Source organism: Paenibacillus sp. fava2 (assembly GCF_058313675.1).
This window is the reverse complement of sequence record NZ_CM177755.1, coordinates 3,458,106-3,475,785: the sequence shown is the minus strand read 5'-3', so window position 1 is coordinate 3,475,785 and position 17,680 is coordinate 3,458,106. Positions and strand designations below refer to the sequence as shown.

Here is a 17,680-nt window from a genome sequence, read left to right as displayed (position 1 = left end):
TTACATTGCCAGCTGAGGATTGATCAAGTATAATTTTATTATTCCTATAAGAAAGGTGTGTATTAACGTGGCAGGATCAGCTAAGCCTAATGGAATTCCCCGGCCTTTAGTCAAAACCAATCAGGCTTTTATCGTTCTTTCTGTCGTATTGACCTGGCTGACAGGTGCTCACTGGATTCTCGCATTGCCGCTGGCCGCCGGCCTGTCCGGTCTGTTGTTCGGCTATAACCCGATAATTAAGCTTACAGGGCATTTTCTCCGCAAAGAACGCTCCTCTTATCTTCAAGAGGACTGGGATCAGCAGCAGTTCAATCAGAGTATCGCTGTTTTCTTCCTGGCCGGCGGATTAATCAGTTACCTGGCCGGCTGGACTGTCGCAGCAGTTATTTGCACTGCAATGGTAGCAGTGGCCGCTACAGTGGCCCTCCTCGGCTTTTGCATCGGCTGCTTTATCCATTATCAATGGAAAATGTATTCGTACAGACGCAAACAGGCAGCATCGCACAAATAAATCCGTGCACATGCTGCCTGTCTTTTTTTATTCAACCGTATAATCGGACAGAATCCTCGCTACAGATGAAGCAAAGCTTTTGCCTGCACCCCAGTCAACCTTGAAAATCATACTATTGGAGCTCCCCGCTGAAATTAGACGGATGTTGCATACTCCCTGCAGATTATCGGCAATAATCACCAGAGCCGCCTGATTGCCGGAGCGGAGAAAGTAACGTTCGTATACAAGCGTTCCAATCATCCGTCCATCCCCAAGGTCATTCAGCTCTTCGTGCAGCAGCTCGGCGCCCGGACCCATTCCATCCTTTATCAGCGCCATGGCCACAGCCGGATTTACTTTCACATTCAAGGTATACTTATCCGCCACTTCTGATCACTCTCCCCGAAGTAATCTGTTTATGGATTGTCTTAGCTGGTTACTCCTCCTGAACGGCACCGGCCTCATCCCAGCGGTGGCTGAACTTCGCAAGACGCGGGTGAAGCTGCTGCGGCTCAGCCGACAGTATCAGGCGCAGCTTGACAATCCACTCCTCAAAAGAAGAATACGAAGCAAACAGATTCGCTGTTTCAGGTGTCAGGTACAAAAAGTACGGCGGCTGATAGACATCGCTGATATGGCGTAACGCCGTATCAAGCGGCGTGTATTTCTTCCGTTTGCCTTCGAGAGTCTCGATGGTGATAAAGGAGCGTCCCTGGTCTCTTTTCCATTCATGCAGCCGGTCTTCACGTTTATAATAGGATTGGACCGGCTCTTTGCTCATCCGTCTCACCGTTTCCTCATGCAGCGGGTACAGAACGAGCTTGGTGAACTTGCGTTCTGCTGCTGTATTGGCTGCTGCTTCAAGCTCATGGTCGCTAATATGCTCAAACGAATCGTAGAAAATCAAAGTTCCTTTACGTTCTTTGGCCGGCGGCTCATAGCCGTAAGGCACGTGCTGAATGTCCCGTTTCATGATTACCCTCCTGCATATTCGTTACCTACAGCATACCATGCCGGGCGGCTGAATCAAAAACGGACATTCGCTGATGCGCATACGCCGCAGCACCCAAAGTACCCGCCCGGCTCCCCAGCTCAGCCTGCACAATGTCGCAGCTGCCGCCGGACAGCTTCAGGGCATGAGCTTTTACGGTCTCCCTAACCGTGCTAAGCAGCCGGTCGCCGGCCGCAGCCATACCTCCGCCAATAATAATACGCTGCGGGTTAAGCAGATTGATGACGTTAGACAGCCCGAAGCCCAGCAGCTCTCCCGTCTCGTGCATAACCTCCACTGCCAGCGGATCGTGAAGGTCATAAGCTTCCGAAATCATTTTAGCCGTAATAGCCGCTTCATCACCGTTCGTCCATTCCTGAATGATACTTCCTTTTCCGGCTGCCAGCTTTTCCTTGAATGTATTCACCATGCCCACGGCGGAGACGTAACGGCCCAGACAGCCGGAGCTGCCGCAGCGGCAAGGGCGCCCCTGCCTGTACATATTCATATGTCCGATTTCACCGGCGCTAAAGGTTGTTCCGTACAGGACTTTGCCGTCATGCACAATACCGGAGCCAAGCCCTGTCCCCAGTGTCAGCAGCACCAGATTGCTGCAGTCCCGTCCGGCTCCATGCAGCCATTCCCCGTACAAATTGACGCGCACATCATTGTCGATAAAGACCGGGAAGCTGTAGTGCTGCTTCATTTCGTTTATTATATGTACCTGCTCCCAGCCCGGAAAATTCGGAGAGAAGACCGAAATCCCTTCATACGGGTCCAGCAGACCGGGTATTCCCATGCCCATAGATACGACCTCCTGCAGAGGAATACCGCTTTTAACAGTCAGCATGTTTACTGCCAGCCTGATCCTTGCAAGCACATGTGCCGGCCCTTGCGCCGCTTCTGTTGATATAGATAATTCCATGACTGGTGCAAATTCAGTATCATACAAACCAGCCTTGATATTTGTCCCGCCCAAATCAACACCTATGATGTAACTGTTCATCTTAGCTCAGCCCGTCCTTTTTTGGCATAATGTCATTATTATGTATTACAACCTTTATTATGGGCTTTAACTTTTACGGCGGTTAGTATTTTTATCGCATCCCGGTAGTATGATCTGATGATTTTAGTTTAGTGGATTTTGTGCATACAAAAAAAGCAGACGGATAAGTTCTCATCCGCCTGCCTCCAAAGAAAATAGTGGATTAGGAGCCCGCTCCCTTATACCGCTTAACCCCGTAATTCCAGCATAAAAGCCCGATGCACAGGAATACGGCCCCGACAACCGGCGTCAGAATAGCCATCCCCCTCATCTCATCCCGCTGCAGGAACAGGGCTGCAGGATAAATCCCGACAAAAGCAAAAGGAATAATCCAGGTAAGCAGCACCTGAATCGCCCGGTTGTAGATGGTTACCGGATAACGTCCATAGTTCTGGATGTTATACATCAGCGGCAGAATGCCGGTTGGCGCATCGGAATAAAAAGACAAGGAAGTCAGTGCCGTATAAATCCCGGTATAGATCGCCACTGCACTTAACGTGAGCAGCAGAAGCACTGGAAGAGTCCACCATTCAAAAGGCAAACCAAGATTAGCGCCGCTTATAGCCATAATGACCAGTCCGATGAAGGAGCCGATCAGGGACGGCGGGTCTACATTTTCCAGCAGAATCTGAAACAGGTTATGTGCCGGACGGGTCAACACCCGGTCCATTTCACCTTTGACGATATAGCGCTCGCTGAAATTCCACATATTCACAAAACAGCTGAAAACACCGAAAGGAACCATAAAGAAGCCATAGACAAAGACCACTTCATTCTGATTCCAGCCGCCCAGGCTTTCTGTATGCATAAAGATAACCATGATAAAGATAAAGTTCGTCGCCTGGAACAGCAAATCCGAGATAACCTCTACCCAAAAATCAGCGCGGTAGGTTAACCGGGTTTTCATATAATTTTTGAGATATTCCCATAACAAGCCTAAATGATACATCTGTTTAGCCCCCCTGCACGAACAGCCGCTTGCGCGCCGCATAATAAAGCCAGACAATCGGAATCAGCAGCACCAGGAACCAGAAGACCTGAATCCCGAGCACATTCCAGATGCCTACCCCTTGTACGCGGCCTGTAAAAACAGAGCCGGGAAGGTATGTAATCGCCTGAAACGGCAATACATCCAGCACAGAGGACAACCAGCCCGGAAACAGGCTGATCGGCACGATCAGACCGGAGAAGAGGTCGACAATGACCCGCTTCATCCGCATCACACCCTCATTATTTTCCACAAAAAAAGCGCTCAGCCCGGTGATCACATTAATCTGTGAACTGATCAGGAAGCTGAAGAAGAGCATGACCAGAAACCCAACCCAAGCGGCGGAATCTGTCGGGAGCTCAACCGGAAAGAGCAGAATTGCTACAATCATCCCCGGAATCATCAGCATCAGGAAGCGGAACAGGCCTTCTCCGAATCCCTGCATCATTTTGACGAGTACATAGTTATACGGGCGGATGAACTGGATCGCGATGCTCCCGTCACGGATATCTGATGAAATCTCCCGGTCAAGGTTATTGAAATAAAAAGCTCTCGCCATCCAGGAGACGGCAACATAGGTGGTCATCTGCGCGCTGGTAAAGCCGCCCAAGGATTCTCCCCCGCCGTAAATGGCCTTCCAGGTGAAGTAATTGACTCCGATATTTAGCGTATAGATCAGGATACCTGAGTAATAATTAACGCGGTAAGCAAGCATGGTCAAAAAACGGATGCGGATAAAATCAAAATAGGCTCCCAGCAGCAGCAGTTTCCCGTTCTCCTGCGAACTGCCGGCCTCTAGAGACTTAGACATGTGCCGCCTCTTTCTCATCCTGCAGTGCCGCAATTTTGTCCTCCGGTTTGTCTGCAGAGCCGGACTGATAGATACTGCGTACAATCTCATCCGTATTGGTCTCGATAATTTTGATGTCGGTAATATCCGCCGCTCCGACCACACGGGCAAGCACATCCGATACGTTCAGCTCAAGCGGAATCCATACCTTGGCACCCAGATCATTCTCCGCCGTCCAGGTGACAGGCATTCCCTCTGTCCATTGTACGAGCTGAGCCAGCCTGGTAGCCGCGCCGAACTGGAACTGCACCTCACGCCCGGTTCCCCAGCGCTGCTTCAGCTCCTCAAGACCGCCATCATAAATAATCCGTCCGTCATCCAGCATAATGACCCGTGAGCAAAGGGCTTCAATATCCTGCAGATCATGGGTTGTCAGCAGAATGGTGGTGCCGTGCTCGCGGTTCATATCCTTAAGGAAATCGCGGATTTCCGACTTCACGACGATATCCAGGCCAATGGTCGGCTCGTCCAGAAACAGAATGGACGGGTTATGCAAAAGCGCGGCGACCAGCTCACAGCGCATCCGCTGTCCAAGACTCAGCTTGCGGACCGGCCGGTTGAGCAGCTCCTGCAGCTCCAGCCGCTCGACAAGCTCATCCAGCCGCTTTTTAAAATCGTGCTCCGATACTCTGTATACTTTACGCAGCAGCTGAAAGGACTCAATGACACCGATGTCCCACCAAAGCTGGCTACGCTGGCCAAATACAACACCGATGTTCTGAACGAACTTCTCGCGCTCCATGTAAGGAACAAATCCGCCTACTGACACTTGGCCTGAAGTCGGGACAAGAATGCCCGTGAGCATCTTGATCGTCGTCGACTTGCCTGCCCCGTTCTCCCCGATGTAGCCGCAGATTTCGCCCTCGGGAATCTTGAACGAAATATCTTTAACAGCGGTAACCTCGGAATACTGCCGTTTAAACAAATCAGCGAAGGCCCCTTTGAGGCCCTCGCGGTTTTTTTGGACTTTAAAGGTTTTGCGCAAGTCCTGCACTTCAATTGCGTTCATAGAGTACCTCGCTAACTATAAGTTGGGTTCAGTTCTCCATTATAATGGACAGAACCGAAAAGCACTCCCCCTCATTATTTAGCGACTCTTCCTTCAAAAAAATCAGCCGTCTTCACAGCCTCCAGATGCCCGGAACGGGTAACCTTGGTCCGCAGGTACTTTTCGTTAAAGACGGACACATCACCCCACAGCGGAATCCGTTTACCGGTATTCATTCCGGCCGCCTTCAAAGCCTCGAGCTTCTTCGGATTGTTCGTGATCAGAGTGACCGGTTTGCTGCGCAGGTGCTGCAGAACGCTGATCGCGTCGCTGTAATCACGTGAATCATCGGCAAAGCCCAATTCCAGGTTAGCTTCTACTGTATCATAGCCTTCCTCCTGAAGGATGTAGGCCATTGCTTTGCTGAACAGCCCGATACCTCTGCCTTCATGGTTAGCCAAATAGAACAGCGCCCCGGAGCCTTGCTGTGCGATCATCTTCATCGACTGGCGCAGCTGGAATCCGCAGTCGCAGCGCTTGCTTCCGAAGATATCGCCGGTATGGCAGATGCTGTGCATCCGGATCAGGGCCTCGTCCGAATGTTCAAAATCACCGTACACCAGTACACTCGACTGCTGCGAATCAGCAAGCTTCAGCGAAGACAGGCGGGAGATCAGCAGCTCTGTTGCTTCCTTGGTATCACCCTGCTGGAGATCTTCATCAGCTGCGTTAAGCCAGCTGTACCATTTAAAAGTAACCGTCTCTCCGTCCAGATTAACAGGCAAGGTAATCGGTCCGACGAGAATGTTTGTATTGTCATTGTTAGTAATCCACTTGATTTTATTCTGCAATATAGAAATGATATCCGGTTTAATCATAATTGCACCGTCCTAAAATTTAATTATTAAAATTTGCTGTAGTAACTATTTGTAAGTTAGTTTATCATTGTAATATAACTTCGTCAAGTTATAATATATATTTAAATATTTATAATTACTTATTGTAAGTTTATGATATAATGAATGCAGAGGTGAGCTAAATGAATGAGTTCGAGATGTGTCCCCGCTTTGAGAAGGCGGTAGATGTTCTAAGCAAACGCTGGGTTGCACTGATCGTATTTGTATTAATGCAGGGCCCCCGCCGTTTTGGTGAAATTGAAGGCTGCCTGTCTAATCTCAGCGGTAAGGTATTATCTGACCGCCTGAAGGAAATGGAGAATGAAGGAATCATTCAGCGGACAGTGTATCCCGAAATGCCGGTGCGCATTGAATATTCCCTGACGGCCAAAGGCAATGCCCTGGCTCCGATTCTGGGAGAGATCAGCAGCTGGTCCTCTGAATGGATTGAGCTTGGAGTCAAGCAGTGAGCCCCGCTTTTGAAGCAGATAAGCGCCCTTTTTGAACCGGATTCCGGCTCAAAAGGGCGCTTGTTTGTGTAGTCATGCATTTATCTTTGTCAGCAGCAAACTGTACACAGCGGTGTTAAGTATCCCCATAAATGCAATCTGCAAAATCTGAATATTTATCTAATGTTGGTATAACGCTCCTGAATCTGCTTGGCCAGGGTAATCCGCTCAAGCTTCAGCTCCCAAATCTGTTCTTTCCAGCGGTAGCTGTCCTCCGACGCTTCATCCTCCCTTAGCTTATCGAACAATTCCAGCAGCTGCAGATTAATATGATCGAACCGGCTCCACAGCTCACGGACATGCTCTTCTGTTGTTTGTGCTTCAGAGGCCGCGTTAAAATTCTTAAGACTTTCATTAATGTCAGCCTGCCACTGCCCATCGTTAATTGACTTGGCGTAGTTTAGCAGATCCAGATAATCATCAATTGACATGGGTACCGACTCCTTAATCCTTATATACCAAGTATTATACTCGGTATTATAGATTTTGCAATAGCTCTGACTAAAGAAACAGGTCCAGCCCGATTTGTTCATCTATGAATGGTATAGAAAAACAAGACCTTTAGGGAAATGCCTTTTTTGATTCCTCCTATCGCATCCCGGTGTTCCTCATCATAGTGTAATCGGAGACAAGTTTTTAGGAGGAATGCCAGGTGCCCAGAGTTTCAGTAGTTATGCCTGTCTATAATAATGCTATGTATTTACAGGATGCCGTTAATTCAATCTTGCTACAAACGTTGAGTGATCTTGAGCTGATCATTATTGATGACGGATCAACTGACGGATCGGCGGGAATACTTCATGAAATAAAAGATGCCAGAGTAAAAAAGATATTTCATTCTGTAAATATGGGAATTGTCACTTCACTGAATCAAGGGCTTGATCTGGCCCGGGGAGAATACATTGCCCGTATGGACAGCGATGATGTTGCAGCCCTAAACCGCTTGGAGGTTCAGGCTTACTTCATGGACCAGAATCCCCACATCGATATTTGCGGAACCGGATACACGACCAATTACGTCGGGCCAGTCAAGTTAAATCCTCAGCGCCATGAGGAAATTAAGGTCTGGCTGTTATTTCATTCCTGCCTGCTTCACCCTTCCGTGATGATGCGGCATAGTTCAATAGACCGTCTCGGAATCCGGTATGATCATAATTATCCTCATGCGGAGGATTATGAATTGTGGAACAGGCTCTCCTCAATCGCGCAGCTCGCGAATGTTCCTCATAATTTAATGTTCTATCGGCCACATGAAGGACAAATATCCAATAAACACCGCCTTGTACAAGACAATTCTGCACGAAGAATCCGTCTTAAAACCATTTCTCAGCTGGGTATTCAATTATCGGATGAGGAATACGAGCAATTGGCCAAACTAGCCGAGTTTAGAGTGAATTCTGAAGACTATGAGGAGTATCGGACAGCAGCAGGATTTGCAAACTGGCTGATTGATCAAAATCGGCAGTACCGGGTGTTCGACCAGGAGCTATTTCATATGGCCCTATCCAAATGCATTTCAAGAGTCCCATACTAAAAACATCAGCTCTGATAACAATAACCCGCCGGGCATAAGCCTGACGGGTTATTATATGGCCCCGGAAACAGCTGGGCCGGTATTATTTATCTTTCCTTTTGTACATTTATTACATCAGCTTTTTTATATCATCCTTAATCTGCTCGGATTGCGGACCGAATACAATCTGTACCGCACCCTGGCCGAGCCGCATAACCCCTGAAGCCCCCAGCTGTTTCAGGGCTGCATCCTTTACCGCCTTGTCATCATTAACATTCAGCCGCAGCCGGGTAATACAGGCATCAATTGTACGGATGTTGGAAGGTCCGCCGATATTCTCCAGAATCTTCGCTGCTCTGGAAGATGCCGGTACCGTACCGCTTCCGACAGCAACCTCCTGGAGATCATCTTCCAGATCATCTTCGCGTCCCGGTGTCTTCAGGTTAAACTTCACAATGATGAAGCGGAACAGCACATAATAGAGCACGAAGAAGGCAAGCCCTACCGGAATCAGAATCCAGGCGTTAGTTGACTGCTTCATATTCACCAGGTAATCGATCAGACCGGCGGAGAAGCCGAAGCCGAGCTTAACGTCGAGCACATACATCAGAAGTCCGGCGAGACCAGTCAGTACAGCATGCACTACATACAATACGGGTGCAACGAACATAAATGAGAATTCAAGCGGCTCAGTAATCCCTGTCAGGAAGGATGCGATTGCCGAACCGATAAAGATGGATGCAACTATCTTGCGTTTTTCAGGCTTGGCTGTATGGATGAAGGCTAAAGCCGCACCCGGTAGGGCGAACATCATAATCGGGAAGAAGCCTGTCATGAACATTCCGGCTGTTTTGTCTCCGGCAAAGAAACGGGTAAGGTCACCGTGCACGATTTCACCGGCTGCATTAGTAAAGTCCCCGATCTGGAACCAGGCAATGGTGTTAATAACATGATGCAGTCCGATAGGAATCAGCAGCCGGTTCGCAGTACCGAAGACAAATGCGCCAATTGCCCCCAGGCTGACTACCCAGTTCCCGAAATCACTGATTACATCCTGGACCGGGCTCCAGATCATACCGATGAACACTGCAAGCACCATCGTGGAGGCCGCAGTGATGATAGGTACAAACCGCTTACCTGCGAAGAAGCCAAGCCAGTCAGGCATTTTGACATTATGATATCTCTTGTACAAGAAAGCAGCCCAGGCACCGGCAAAAATCCCGCCCAGCACACCCATGTTCAATACGACATCATCATTAATGAAGGAGAACTGCAAAGGTACAATAGCCAGCACTTCGGTAAGCACCATATAGGCAATCAATGCCGACAGTGCAGCAACAGCATCACCGGCAAACCCGATCGCCACCCCGATAGCAAAAATGAGTGCCAGATTACCGAAGATTGCACCCGCACCAGCGTTCAGGAAGGGGGCTACATACTGGTTCAGAAACCCTCCGACCACACTGCCAAACGGCAGATCTTTTTCATAGTTAATAAGCCCGAACCCCTGCAGTATCGCAGCCGCCGGCATGGTAGCAACCGGAAGCATCAAAGATTTGCCTAACTTCTGTAGAAAAGCCAACATAATACAATCATCCCCTTAGATCATAGTTGGTACTGCTCTATATGTCGTTACTGTGCTGCAACTTTCAGGATCAGGTCTTTCCCTGCTGTAACCTGTCCGTGCAGGCACTCTACTGCCGGCGGTGTTTCCGCCATGGTGGTGATAATCACCGGAGAAATCGTGGCGAGTCCAGCTGAACGGATCGCTTCAAGATCAAACTCGATTAACAATTGCCCGGCTGTTACACTGTCGCCTGTAACAACGTGACTCTCAAAACCGCTGCCCTTCAGGCTGACTGTATCAATGCCGATATGTAGCAGCAGTTGCAGCCCGGAAGCGTGTTCAATAATCAGTGCATGGCCGGATTTAACGATATGGGCAATTCTTCCGTCAAAAGGTGCAAACAGCTTGCCTTCTGCAGGCTCAATCGCAATCCCGGTGCCCATATGTCCGCCTGCAAAGGTATCATCCGGCACCTTACTCAGGTCAACGGCCTGCCCGCTTAACGGGGCGTTAATTTGTATGAACTGCACAGTACGCTGCTCTTCTTTTTTGGATTTCCATCTGGAGAACATCCGCACCACTCCTCTCATGCTGCTATTTGTTTTTGTCTACGGTCTGGAACAGCCGGTGCAAATGCATTGCGAGGAAGCACAGCTCCTCTTCCGGAACCTGAACCTCCAGCCTGTTCTGGATTACTTTTCCCAGCTTTTGCGCCAGCTTGTATTCCGTTTTGTACTCTTTCTTAATATGCTTGACGAACGGATTATCAATGAGCGAGCCCTGCAGAATCCGTTCCAGTGAAAACCGCAGGTGGATCATCAGCCGCACATGATTCATGCTTCCGTGCTCAAAGGTGATCTTTTGTTCGGCCCGGATTTGCTCCAGCAGCTCATTCACCATATTGGATACCTTCACCAGCTGTCCAACCGGTACATTGCTGACCGCTGAATAGACATGATAAGTCAGAAAGCCGACTTCATCCTCCGGAATTTGTACATTGAACTCGGCACTGATTTTATCCGCTGCCCTGAAAGCGATCTCAAATTCCTTGGGGAACGTCATTTTGGTTTCCTGCAAGAAGGGATTAATGATATCCATACCGCTGCGCAGACGGTAGATGGTAAACTGGATATGGCTCGGGAGCGCCAAATAAATCTTGTCGTTTAACTTGCCGGGAAACTGACTGGTGATATCTCCGATAATCTCATCGGTGATCTTCATTACTTTCGGATCGATATCTTCCAGCAAAATCTGATACTGGCTCCATTCTTCCCGGTCTTCCAGGCGGAACAGCTTCTCAATCCGCTGATCATTAACCTCAATCACTCCGGTATCCTTGACTGCGAAACCGATGCCTTTGCCGATAATGACATATTCCTTGCCGTTCTTGCTTCCCTGCACCATAACAACATTGTTCCCGATTACCCGCTGCACTTGAAAGGTTTCGATATCCCGCGACAAGTTCTCCCTCCTTCCCCTAATCTTCAGAAATTTGGCAACAAAAAAAGCCAAGAACCGCCTCATATACAATGAAGACAATCCTTGGCTCATGCCCTTAAAAGGTAACACGCCGTTTGTTATAAATGATCATTTATGAGCTTATCATAAGTCATAGTCCATATTCCGTCAATGGTAATTTTAGAAAAGTCAAGCCGGGCTGCCGGGCTATATATCCCGGGGCTTAATCAGCCTGCACATCCGTGTGACAACATCCTGTATCATAACCGGTTTGCTTATGAAATCGGATGCCCCTGCAGCAAGGCATCTCTCCCGGTCTTCCTTCATGGTCTTGGCAGAGACCGCTATGATTGGAAGCTCCCTGAGCAGCAGCTCCTCACGGATAATGGACAGCGTATCATAGCCGTCGAGGTTCGGCATCATAATATCCAGCAGGACCATATCGACCTCAGGCTGTTCCCTGACGATCTGCAGGCATTCATAGCCGTTCTGTGCAGTCAGGATGTTCATCTCATAAGGACGCAGGCCGTTCTGAAGGGCATAAATATTACGCAGATCATCATCGACAATCAGCACAGTCCGGCCATGCAGCTTCTCATATTCTCTTTCAAACAGCATACTGTCATTCAGAACCTGCTCCTGTTCGCGGGAATCGGCTGTATTCCCCTCGATCGCGGCTGCGGCAGGATACCATGCTCCAAGCGGTATTGGTACAATATCAGAGTCCTCCTGAAGGTATGGAAGATACAGGGTAAATGTGCTGCCCTTCCCTTCCTCACTCTGCAAAGTAATATATCCGCCAAGCAGCTTAGCCAGCTGAAGGGAAATGGATAAGCCCAGTCCCGTACCGCCGAATTTTCGTGCAGTCGTGCCGTCTGCCTGCCGGAATGCTTCAAAGATAAGCTCCCGGTTAGCTTCCGATATTCCGATCCCGCTGTCGGTAACCGCAAAGGCCAGCATCTCCACCGGACCGCTGTCCGGCTCATCCGGCCGGTATTCGGTACAGCTGATTTCTACCCGGACAAACCCTTGCTCTGTGAATTTGAAGGCATTGGAGAGCAAATTGCGCAGAATCTGATGCATGCGCATTTCGTCCGTAAAGAATAGATCGGGCACATTGTCATCCAGGTGTACCGCAAACTCCAGCTGATGCTGGGCTGCCGTTTTTTCAAAATAGCCGGTAAGGAGCGCTGGCAATTCGGTCAGATTAACGGCATCCATTTCAACCATCATTTTACCGGCCTCCACCTTGGAGAGGTCAAGGATATCGTTGATCATGGCCAGCAGATCACTGCCGGAGGAATGGATAACCGAAGCATACTCCAGTTCCTCTTCCGTTAAAGAATTGTTGCGGTTCTCCACGAGCAGCTGGGAAAGGATCAGCATACTGTTAAGCGGCGTGCGAAGCTCGTGGGACATATTGGCCAGAAATTCACTTTTGTAACGCGAACTGAGCTCCAGCTGCTTGGTGTATTTTTCAAGTTCAACAGCAGCGTTCTCGGCTACAGATTTCTGGTTTTCCAGCTCTCTGTTGAGATCCATCAGTTCACTGGTGTGATTCTGCAGCTCTTCCGTCTGTACCTGAAGCTCTTCCGACTGCACCTGAAGCTCCTCGGACTGCACTTGAAGCTCCTCGTTCATACTCTGGGAATCCTGGTACAATGACTGTATTTCCATTCGGGTCATAACGGAATTAAGCGATACACCCAGGGCACTCAGCAGCTCATACAACAGCTCCACATGATGGGAAGCCCATTTGGTTAAGGAAGCGAACTCTACCACAGCAAGGGTCTTATTCTCAAAAACAACCGGGGCAATCACTGCAAACCTTGGTGCAATCCGGCCCAGCCCGGAGTTTATGGCGATATAATCCTCAGGAAGATCCCCAATGAACATAACCTCCCTGTCAACAGCGCACTGTCCGATAAGTCCTTCACCAGCCTGTATCTGTACAGCTCCGTAAGGAGTGTCCGCATCTGCACTTCCCGCATAGGAGTACATCCGCTTGTAAACGGCCCTCTTGTTTGCTTTCTCATTATGCAGGACATAAATGGCCCCGTACTGAATCTCAAAGGTCGTTGCCAGTTTATTGACAAAAGTTCTGCTCATAACGGAAAGGTCCGTTGTTTCCTGCAGAATGATAGAGGTTGAAGCAATCTGCTCCGTACACCATTGGTCAACCTGTACCTTGTCGAGCAGTCTGTTCGTAGCTTCGCCAAGGTCATAGACTTCATCCATGGTTTTGACTTTGAGCCTCTCGGACATATTGCCACCGTCAGCGATACTGTTGATAGCCTGAATGACATGCTGCAGCGGCCTCACGATACTCACAGAGAGCAAGTAGGTAATAAGTAAAGCCAGCAGCGCCACAAGTGCCCATAAAATATACATTGTGGTAATCAGCTTGTGGTTACTGTCTTTAAGCATATCAATCCGTTCATTGGTCAGCTTGCGCTCATTGTCACGAAAATAATCCGATTGGATGCGGATAGAATCAACCACCGACTTGCCGGAATCATTCTGAAAATACTCCGCAACTTCAGCATCACGGCCGAGCTGCTTCAGCTGAACCACATATTGCCCGGCTTCCTGAATCCATTTTTCAATATCACGTTTAATATTTTCCAGGTTTTCTATCTGGTTTGGGTTATCGATTATAAGAGCTTTAAGTCTAGAATAATTTACAGTCCATTCGGACAGCCCGCTGTTAAAAGGCTCAAGATAGCTGATGTTCCCTGTGAGTGCAAAGCCTCTTTGTCCCGTTTCCATATCCAGTACATTTTTTTCAATCCGGTATGTAAGCTCGTGTACTTCAATATCATGATCACTTAAATAAACGGTCTCCTGTTCCAGATCGGTGATCCGGCCGGAAACAATCACAAGGAACAGACCCAGCATAACAAGAATCACAGTATAACCGATGGCTATTTTACCGCGGATATTTAAACTCCTAGTCTGCTTGGTAAGCAAGAGTTCAACCTCCATTTGGCAGGATATAAATCTCTTTACCTGATAGTATACGCCGGAAGCAGCGTCAAACAAGCTAACGCCTGCTGACGCCGGTTTGCATGTAGAGGGTTGTATGTGAAAACACGGCGGCTACAAGTATTTCTCTGTGCGGGGGAGCTTGTCCTTTAACTGGCGGAGGTTGCCCTCAAGTCTGGCTACAATATCTTCGAGATCCTGCGGATCAATTCCCCGGATGACAGGCGGCGTTGCTGCTGCAGCCTTGCTCTGATCCTTCAATTCACGCAACTCCAGTTGCTGCTCCTGCCATTTATCCATCAAATCAGCGATGGTTGCATAGAACCGTTCGTAGTCCTTGATTACACTATCTAAAAAAGTATCCACCTCTTCAGCATCGTAACCGCGCAGCTTCATGCTGAATTCCTTTTCATGTATGGTGAGTGCATCGAGCGTAATACCAAGTTGGCTGAACAGCTTTCTTTGTTTATCCAGTCTGCGTTTCATATGTTCGTCCATTGCTGTGACCTCCATGCTTTGTCTATGTTCTTTTAGCAGTAATTATTATATCAGGCTGAAAGCTGTATGAAAATATCACTAAAGTTGCAGTTTCTGCTCTATTTCTCCAGCTGATTGCCTGCCTAGTGAATAGGGTAAGGAAGATTACACAATAACACTACTCTCAATGCCGAAAGGAAGATGGAACCATGAGTCACTTAACAGATCAGCAGCTGGCTGTACTCAAGAATACGCTGGATGAACGCAGACAGGAGCTGGAGCAGCATTTCAAAGATAATGATGAAGAAAACAGCCTGCTCGGCGACTCGCTCCGGGTATCAACCGGAGAATTGTCAACGGTAGACAATCATCCTGCGGATGCAGGCACCGAAACCTTTGAACGAAGCCGTGATCTCGGCATTAATAATGCGCTCAGAGATGAGCTGGATGATATCGAAGCTGCGCTGCAGCGGATGGAAGAAGGCACATATGGGATCTGTGTCATCAGTAAAGAGGAAATCCCGTATGAACGCCTTGAAGCCATTCCCTACACACCTTATGCAGTTGAGCATGTGCCCGGCCGGGAGTTTGCGGACGAACGCCCTGTTGAAGAACAGGTGATGACCCCACCGCCTTCCGGAGCGGGCGAGAGCCGCCAGGAGCATAGCGGCAGATTCGATGATGCCGGCGCCTGGGATTCTGTAGAGGATTACGGGAGTGCAAGCTCACCAGTACCGCCTCCCGGCCAAGATACGGATGATCAGGATTCCTGACGTTAGTAATTATCTGAGACCGCTTTGTTAAGGATACCCAGGCAGCGGTCCAAATCTGTCTTTACCTGTTTTTTGTACAGCCGGGCTTTCTCCTCCCCGTCAGCCGTAAAATGATAAAGGACGATTTCCTGAAAATCGACCTTGGGATCATTCCCCTTCAGCTGCTTGGTGCGGTACAATATCCCTTGCTGCACCAGCTCGTGCAGGGCACGGTATACCTCACTCTGGGGAGGCGAATAGCCATAGGCTTTGAAATCCCTCCGCAAATCCTCCAGCATCTGATAACCGTATCCCTTATGCTGCTCAACCATCGTAATCAGATACACCTTGATAAATGCCCGCTGGGCAATCATAAAAGCCATGTTATCCCTCCTGTTCATCTCCCGCCAGCCGTTATCTGTCAGCGGAAAATATTAACTCTAGTATATCGCCTATTTCTCTAATTTCATAATTTGAAAGAATCATTGTGCCGGTTGGAGTGACAAGGTATTACATGCGGCATTTACACCCACTCAAGAATGTGTGATAGACCACTTGGGTGATACGGGTTCACTTTTTCCGGCTTTACTTGTTTCTAAGGTGAGGTGAAAGAATAGGATAAGGGTCGCAGGTGTGGGGTGTAGATTTTTTTGATTTTAGTATTGTGAATTTTTCATATGTTGTAATATTAACATTAGTAGTAAAAATATATAGGGTTATACCCTAAAAAATGGCGTATTCCTCATTAATTCGCGATCCTTTGTTTAATTAGCAAAATTCCTCAATATGACGCTTGTGAATGGGTCCCAGCTTTAGAGCCACCTGAATCAGGTTCGTATCTTAGGTCGTTTATTTTAACTTCCTAATGATTGCTTAGTGTGCCTAGTATGTTTAGTATGAATTTTTCATATGTTTAAATTGTGTAATCAGTAAAATAAAACTTGCACTGCCAGTTTATCTTTTGCGCGGGACATCGGGGGCTTAAAAAATGAAAAGACTGCACCCCCGGATAAGCTCCGGAAGATGCAGTCTTGATTATCTCTTATTCATTTTGCCGGAATGGTTACTCCGGTCTGGTCACACCATATAGGCAGATCCAGGTTACATCCGGTTACGGTTGTAGAGATCCGGGTCGCTGCCGGCATTCATTGAACCTCTGTTGCCCAGCGTGTTCCCTACTGTGGAATCATCCGGAGTAAGATCAGGGTTGGTAGCCCCTCTGTCCGCCAGCGTATCTGAGGCAGTATTTGTATTGTAAATAGAGTCATACCGGCTGGCGTTCAATGAACGGTTGCCGCGGAAGACATCATGGATTGCATTCCCTCTTCCGTTGTCATCGACAAGAACCAGGATTTTCCCGCTGTCGACATAACCTTCATATTCACGCGCTTCGTCCTCCGGAATGCCCAGGCCAATTAGACCTCCGACAAGTCCGCCAGCGCCTGCACCGATAGCCGCACCTGTCAGTGTAGCCACAATCGGTCCGGCTGCGAGAATCGGTCCGATGCCCGGTATGGCAAGCGCACCGATTCCGGCAAGCAGTCCGGCAACCCCGCCGACTACACCGCCTGTGGCTGCTCCGGTTGCTACACCTTCCGGCGCCATGGTGCCTGTATCTTCAGAAATGCTTTGTAATTCATCACGGTCTCTGGTAATGATGGATATTTCATCGTTTCTGATGCCTTTGCTCTGCAGATCTTCAATTGCTCTGGTTGCTTCTTGTTCCGTATCAAAGATGCCTACGATTTTTTTGGTAGTCACTTGAAGCCCTCCTTCGTAATTGTCGTTCGCTACATTATTACCCTATAATCGTTCAGTCAAACAGTGTACAGGGATGGGATGACAATTATATGAGAACTACAAAATCCCCCTCCACCACGCTTCCCTTAGCTTAAATTGATGGGTTTAATCTATTTAGTTGGATTTTTGCTACTTAGTTCCTGTGTTTTCCTGCTTTTGCGTCTACTAATTGGAATAACATCATCTGATTCAGGCCATTCACCGCTCTGGGGCAATTTCGGCGAAACGAAGTGATTTTTATCCATATCGTTTTCGTAAAACAGGGTTTCTCGGAGAAATAGGGAGAATGGCTGTGGCTCCAGAAAAATTGATTGTTTACAGCAGTTCCAGCCGCTTGCCTGCACTTACACAGACAAACATCTACTGCTAAT

At 48.4% G+C, this 17,680-nt stretch carries 19 protein-coding genes; 4 read left to right on the top strand and 15 right to left on the bottom strand.

All coding sequences use genetic code 11. From position 1 onward, the window contains the following. Positions 1 to 67 precede the first annotated feature (67 nt). Positions 68 to 511 carry a DUF4395 domain-containing protein gene (locus AC4G46_RS14990; protein WP_491128628.1) on the top strand — a complete coding sequence of 148 codons (444 nt, stop codon included), beginning with the start codon at positions 68 to 70 and terminating at the stop codon, positions 509 to 511. Positions 512 to 538: 27 nt separating this feature from the next. Here AC4G46_RS14990 and AC4G46_RS14985 read toward each other — a convergent pair whose 3' ends face one another. The 7 genes from AC4G46_RS14985 to AC4G46_RS14955 form a co-directional block, all read right to left on the bottom strand. After that, a complete protein-coding gene (locus AC4G46_RS14985) occupies positions 539 to 877 on the bottom strand; it encodes a DUF6054 family protein (protein WP_491128627.1) in 339 nt (112 codons plus the stop codon). 49 nt (positions 878 to 926) lie between these two features. Next, a complete protein-coding gene (locus tag AC4G46_RS14980; RefSeq protein ID WP_491128626.1) occupies positions 927 to 1,463 on the bottom strand; it encodes a hypothetical protein in 537 nt (178 codons plus the stop codon). Positions 1,464 to 1,488: 25 nt separating this feature from the next. Continuing rightward, positions 1,489 to 2,487 (bottom strand): ROK family protein, encoded by a 999-nt coding sequence (locus AC4G46_RS14975; protein WP_491128625.1) that lies wholly within the window; start codon positions 2,485 to 2,487, stop codon positions 1,489 to 1,491. Positions 2,488 to 2,689: 202 nt separating this feature from the next. Further along, positions 2,690 to 3,475 carry an ABC transporter permease gene (locus AC4G46_RS14970; RefSeq protein WP_221799849.1) on the bottom strand — a complete coding sequence of 262 codons (786 nt, stop codon included), beginning with the start codon at positions 3,473 to 3,475 and terminating at the stop codon, positions 2,690 to 2,692. Between the two features lie 4 nt (positions 3,476 to 3,479). Beyond that, a complete protein-coding gene (locus AC4G46_RS14965) occupies positions 3,480 to 4,274 on the bottom strand; it encodes an ABC transporter permease (RefSeq protein ID WP_491128884.1) in 795 nt (264 codons plus the stop codon). A 43-nt stretch (positions 4,275 to 4,317) separates the two neighbouring features. Further along, on the bottom strand, positions 4,318 to 5,373 hold the full coding sequence (locus AC4G46_RS14960; protein ID WP_491128624.1) for an ABC transporter ATP-binding protein: 1,056 nt from the start codon (positions 5,371 to 5,373) through the stop codon (positions 4,318 to 4,320). Between the two features lie 74 nt (positions 5,374 to 5,447). Then, positions 5,448 to 6,230, bottom strand: a complete 783-nt coding sequence (locus tag AC4G46_RS14955; protein WP_491128623.1) for a GTP cyclohydrolase II — start codon at positions 6,228 to 6,230, stop codon at positions 5,448 to 5,450. 161 nt (positions 6,231 to 6,391) lie between these two features. On the opposite strand from AC4G46_RS14955, the gene catR reads away from it, so the two are divergent. Continuing rightward, the gene (gene catR, locus AC4G46_RS14950) at positions 6,392 to 6,718 is read left to right on the top strand and encodes a catDE operon transcriptional regulator CatR (RefSeq protein ID WP_090715774.1); all 327 of its coding nucleotides are present in this window, start codon (positions 6,392 to 6,394) and stop codon (positions 6,716 to 6,718) included. 155 nt (positions 6,719 to 6,873) lie between these two features. On the opposite strand, the gene AC4G46_RS14945 is transcribed toward catR, so the two are convergent. Continuing rightward, a complete protein-coding gene (locus tag AC4G46_RS14945; protein ID WP_491128622.1) occupies positions 6,874 to 7,188 on the bottom strand; it encodes a hypothetical protein in 315 nt (104 codons plus the stop codon). Positions 7,189 to 7,409: 221 nt separating this feature from the next. On the opposite strand from AC4G46_RS14945, the gene AC4G46_RS14940 reads away from it, so the two are divergent. Then, a complete protein-coding gene (locus AC4G46_RS14940; protein ID WP_491128621.1) occupies positions 7,410 to 8,291 on the top strand; it encodes a glycosyltransferase family 2 protein in 882 nt (293 codons plus the stop codon). A gap of 109 nt (positions 8,292 to 8,400) precedes the next feature. On the opposite strand, the gene nagE is transcribed toward AC4G46_RS14940, so the two are convergent. The 5 genes from nagE to AC4G46_RS14915 form a co-directional block, all read right to left on the bottom strand. Next, complete coding sequence (gene nagE, locus AC4G46_RS14935; RefSeq protein WP_491128620.1) at positions 8,401 to 9,855, bottom strand: N-acetylglucosamine-specific PTS transporter subunit IIBC; 1,455 nt, start codon at positions 9,853 to 9,855, stop codon at positions 8,401 to 8,403. 47 nt (positions 9,856 to 9,902) lie between these two features. After that, a complete protein-coding gene (locus AC4G46_RS14930) occupies positions 9,903 to 10,409 on the bottom strand; it encodes a PTS sugar transporter subunit IIA (RefSeq protein WP_491128619.1) in 507 nt (168 codons plus the stop codon). Between the two features lie 22 nt (positions 10,410 to 10,431). After that, the gene (locus AC4G46_RS14925; protein ID WP_491128618.1) at positions 10,432 to 11,298 is read right to left on the bottom strand and encodes a PRD domain-containing protein; all 867 of its coding nucleotides are present in this window, start codon (positions 11,296 to 11,298) and stop codon (positions 10,432 to 10,434) included. 204 nt (positions 11,299 to 11,502) lie between these two features. Then, positions 11,503 to 14,280, bottom strand: a complete 2,778-nt coding sequence (locus AC4G46_RS14920) for a CHASE3 domain-containing protein (RefSeq protein WP_491128617.1) — start codon at positions 14,278 to 14,280, stop codon at positions 11,503 to 11,505. A gap of 114 nt (positions 14,281 to 14,394) precedes the next feature. Further along, the gene (locus tag AC4G46_RS14915) at positions 14,395 to 14,778 is read right to left on the bottom strand and encodes a DivIVA domain-containing protein (RefSeq protein ID WP_491128616.1); all 384 of its coding nucleotides are present in this window, start codon (positions 14,776 to 14,778) and stop codon (positions 14,395 to 14,397) included. Between the two features lie 188 nt (positions 14,779 to 14,966). Here AC4G46_RS14915 and AC4G46_RS14910 point away from each other — a divergent pair, with 188 nt between their 5' ends. Further along, positions 14,967 to 15,530, top strand: a complete 564-nt coding sequence (locus tag AC4G46_RS14910; RefSeq protein ID WP_491128615.1) for a TraR/DksA C4-type zinc finger protein — start codon at positions 14,967 to 14,969, stop codon at positions 15,528 to 15,530. A 2-nt stretch (positions 15,531 to 15,532) separates the two neighbouring features. On the opposite strand, the gene AC4G46_RS14905 is transcribed toward AC4G46_RS14910, so the two are convergent. Continuing rightward, a complete protein-coding gene (locus AC4G46_RS14905; protein WP_068726179.1) occupies positions 15,533 to 15,892 on the bottom strand; it encodes a replication termination protein in 360 nt (119 codons plus the stop codon). A 718-nt stretch (positions 15,893 to 16,610) separates the two neighbouring features. Further along, positions 16,611 to 17,270, bottom strand: coding sequence for a general stress protein (locus AC4G46_RS14900; protein ID WP_491128614.1), 660 nt, complete (start codon positions 17,268 to 17,270; stop codon positions 16,611 to 16,613). Positions 17,271 to 17,680: the final 410 nt, after the last annotated feature.